Here is a 3,491-nt window from a genome sequence, read left to right on the forward strand (position 1 = left end):
GCGACAGCGTGCCGCCCGTGCACGAACTACAGGCCCTGTTGGCGTTGACTGACCCGGCCCGTGTGCAGCTGGACGAGCGGCAGCATACGGTGTTTTTGCCGCAGGCAGGCATGGAAATCGACCTGGGCGCGATAGCCAAAGGGTATATCGCCGATGTGGTCAGAGATTTTCTGCATCAGCGTAACTGTTTTTGCGGGCTAATCAATCTTGGCGGTAACCTGCAAACGCTGGATGCGCCTGAAGGCGAGACGGCATGGGCAATAGGCCTGCAGACGCCTTTTGGCGAGCCGGGTGCGCTAATCGGCACCGTCGCCGTCAGGAATAAATCGGTAGTGACATCGGGCGTGTATGAACGCTACTTCGAGCTGAACGGTCGCCGCTATCATCACATTCTCGATCCGAAAACCGGCTATCCGCTGGACAACGAGCTGCTGGGCGTGACGGTCATTTCTGACCGTTCGCTCGACGGCGATATTTTTACCACGCTGCTATACGGCCTGGGCGTAGAGCAGGGCCTGGCTTTCCTGAAGGCGTATCCGCAGATCGAAGCCATTTTCGTTACGCGGGATCGGCAGGTCGTGTTGGCTACCCGGCAACCTTTTCAACGGCTGGATGAAACCTGGCAGGTTATTGACAGTACTGTTTGAGCAGGGCGCTGTATTCCGCCTGTAGCCGATAGCGGTAAACCGGCCTGCCGGTCGCGCCGTAGTGGATGCTGGTAAACAAAATATGGCACTGCGCCAGCCAGATCAGGTATTTACGGCAGGAAACGCGGGAGATATTCACCGCTGCGGCCAACTCGTCGGTGGAAAACTCTTCCGCCGGATGCGCGTCAATCCACTGGCAAAGCGTACGCAACGTCTGTGGCGTCAGGCCTTTCGGCAGGCGTTTGCTTTCGGGCGTATCCCGATCGCCGTGAAGCAGCCGATCCACATCGGCCTGCTGATACCAGGGCTGACTGTCCATCAGCGTTTTACGGCGACGCCAGCCGACCAGCGCCTCTTCAAAACGTGAGAACTGGAAAGGCTTGATCAGATAGTCCACCACGCCATAGTGCAGCGACTGCCTGATGGTATCGGCATCGGCAGCGGAGGAAATCACTATTACGTCCACGGCCTGTTTTGCTTCGCGCAGCGCAGGCAGCAGATCCAGACCGCTCTCCTGCTGTAAATAGATATCCAGCAGGATCAAATCAATGCCGCCATGCAGCGCCATCTCCTTAGCCTGTTGCAGAGTTGATGCCACGCCTGCGCAGTGGAAACCTTCCAGCTGAGCGACATAGCAGCGGTTTAACTCGGCGACCATGGCGTCATCATCGACGACTAACACGTTAATCATGCGCTTTTGTTTCCTCTATCCCAGGGCAGTTGGACTAAAAATTGCGTATAAACGCCGGGCTCGGACTCTACAATAATTTTTCCGCCAAGGCTTTCGGTTTGTTGTTTCACGAGGAATAAGCCTACGCCCCGATCGTCCCCTTTGGTGGACACGCCTTTCTCAAAGATAGCATCCAGCTGCGTCGAAGGAATGCCCGGCCCGTCATCGCTGACCTCGCAGGCCAGCCAGCCGTTCTGGTAGTGCAGCAACACGGTGATTTCGCCTCCGGGCTGTTCTTCTGCGGCATCCAGCGCGTTTTCAATCAGATTGCCCAGCACGGTAATCAGCGCGGCCGACTGCGTTTCGCTGCCGCAATCCGGCAGCAGGCTCTCTTCGCTGATCAACAACTGATGGCCAAGATCGGTTGCGCGTTCAATCTTACTTAACAGAAAGCCCGCGATAACCGGCGATTTGATTTTCAGCAGCAGCGAACCGATTTCCGTCTGGTAGCCGTTGGCGGTTTTCAGGATATAGCTTTCCAGCTGCTGATAGTTTTTCATATGCAGCAGGCCAAGGATCACGTGCAGCTTGTTCATAAATTCATGCGAGCGTTCGCGCAGCGCATCGACATAGTTGACCAGACCGTCGAGTCGCTGTACCAGCTGACTTACCTCGGTTTTATCCCTGAAGGTACAGACAGCACCAATGATGACGCCCTTACTGCGCACCGGCATGGTGTTACTGAGTAACACGCGACCTTTAAAATGCAGCTCTCTGTCCCGCTGCGGCACGCCGCTTTGTACCACCTCGCGCAGGTTGGCGATAAGCGGGCCGGGCGCTTCGTCCTGCGGATGGCGCGCTTCGGTGAAAAGCTGCTGCGCCGCCCGATTGATCAGCGTGACCTGGACCCGGTCGTCCACCGCGATAACGCCTTCCTTAACGGATTGCAGCATCGCCTGTCGCTGTTCAAACAGCATGGAGATCTCGTAAGGCTCCAGCCCGGAGAGCACGCGGCGGGAAGCGCGCACCAGACACCAGGTGCCGATGGCGCCTGCCAGCACGCCAAACAGCGCCGTCCACAGCACCGACCAGCGGGTACGGGCTATTTGCTGCGCCACCTCATTTAACGGGATGCCTACCGCCACTACCCCGATTTGCTGTCGTCGGGCATCATAAATGGGCGTAAAGACACGCAGCGCTTGTGCCAGCTGGCCACGATTAATCGAGACGTTTTCCTTACCGGCCAGCGCGGGCTGTAAATCTTCACCGATAAAAGGATGGTTGATGGCGTTTTTATTAGGGTGGGAATAGCGGATGCCGCGCATATCCGTCACCACCACAAACAGCAGATGATTGCTTTGCTGTACCGCCAGGGTAATCGGCTGAATAATATTGCGATCGGCAGGCAGCAACAGGCCGCGCTGCACCTCAGCAGAAGCAGCCAGGGTACGCGCCACCGCCAGCGCTTTATCTTTAACGCCGGCACGGGTGATATGGCTTATCTGAAAAAAATAGAACAGATGAACGATCAGTAAAACGGCAGCGAGTACCGCGCCGACCATCAGACTGACGGAGGTACTGAGTTTCAGCGGACGTTTACGGAACAGCGGTGGGTTACTCATGTGCGCTCCCTGGCAGTCTGGCAAAGGGTCGCTATGGCAGGCGACTCCAGGAGGAAAAAGTGGGCAATCCGTTGACGGCTTGCCACTATGCGAACGCACCTGAAGCAGGCAGCCGCCATGCGGGTTCCCGCATTTTTTCTGTCGCAGTGCCTTCACGCAGCAGAGCTATAAGCTCGTGCAGACCCGACGGGATGGGTCTGTTGCCGGGGTAGTAGAGCATCAGGGGTGGGGTGAGGGGTGACCAGTCGGACAACACCACGCGCAAAGTGCCGTTCATCAGGGGTTCTCTTACCCGATCCTCAAGACAGTAGGCGATACCCGTACCGGCAACCGCCAGTTCCAGTGCCAGCGTAGTTTCGCTGACGCAGATCTGTCCCGGCACGTCGATAAGGCGGTAATCGTCGCCCTGACGAAACGCCCATTCGCCACCCTGACCGCTGCGCATTCGGATACAGGAGTGGGCGAGGAGATCCTCCGGTACCTGAATCGGCGGGCGGAGATAAAGATAGCGCGGCGAGGCGACGGCGACCCATTTCAGTTCTGTGCCCAGCT

Annotated in this window: 4 protein-coding genes; 1 reads left to right on the forward strand and 3 read right to left on the reverse strand. The window is 57.4% G+C overall.

The window, feature by feature from the left end:
* The coding region (locus RTK32_RS20225) for an FAD:protein FMN transferase (protein WP_312047078.1) at window positions 1-647 on the forward strand (647 nt) is incomplete at its 5' end.
* On the opposite strand, the gene dcuR is transcribed toward RTK32_RS20225, so the two are convergent.
* From dcuR to RTK32_RS20240, 3 genes are all read right to left on the reverse strand, one after another.
* The gene (gene dcuR, locus RTK32_RS20230; protein WP_312047080.1) at window positions 628-1,338 is read right to left on the reverse strand and encodes a two-component system response regulator DcuR; all 711 of its coding nucleotides are present in this window, start codon (window positions 1,336-1,338) and stop codon (window positions 628-630) included. The two genes, RTK32_RS20225 and dcuR, sit on opposite strands and share 20 nt — an antisense overlap.
* Window positions 1,335-2,939: a sensor histidine kinase gene (locus tag RTK32_RS20235; RefSeq protein WP_312047082.1), complete on the reverse strand. Its 1,605-nt coding sequence runs from the start codon at window positions 2,937-2,939 to the stop codon at window positions 1,335-1,337. Before RTK32_RS20235 ends, dcuR begins: the two co-directional genes overlap by 4 nt.
* An 85-nt stretch (window positions 2,940-3,024) precedes the next feature.
* A partial coding sequence (locus RTK32_RS20240; protein ID WP_312047084.1) for a LysR substrate-binding domain-containing protein occupies window positions 3,025-3,491 on the reverse strand: 467 nt, incomplete at its 5' end.

Source organism: Erwinia sp. (assembly GCF_031978025.1).
GTDB lineage: Bacteria > Pseudomonadota > Gammaproteobacteria > Enterobacterales > Enterobacteriaceae > Erwinia.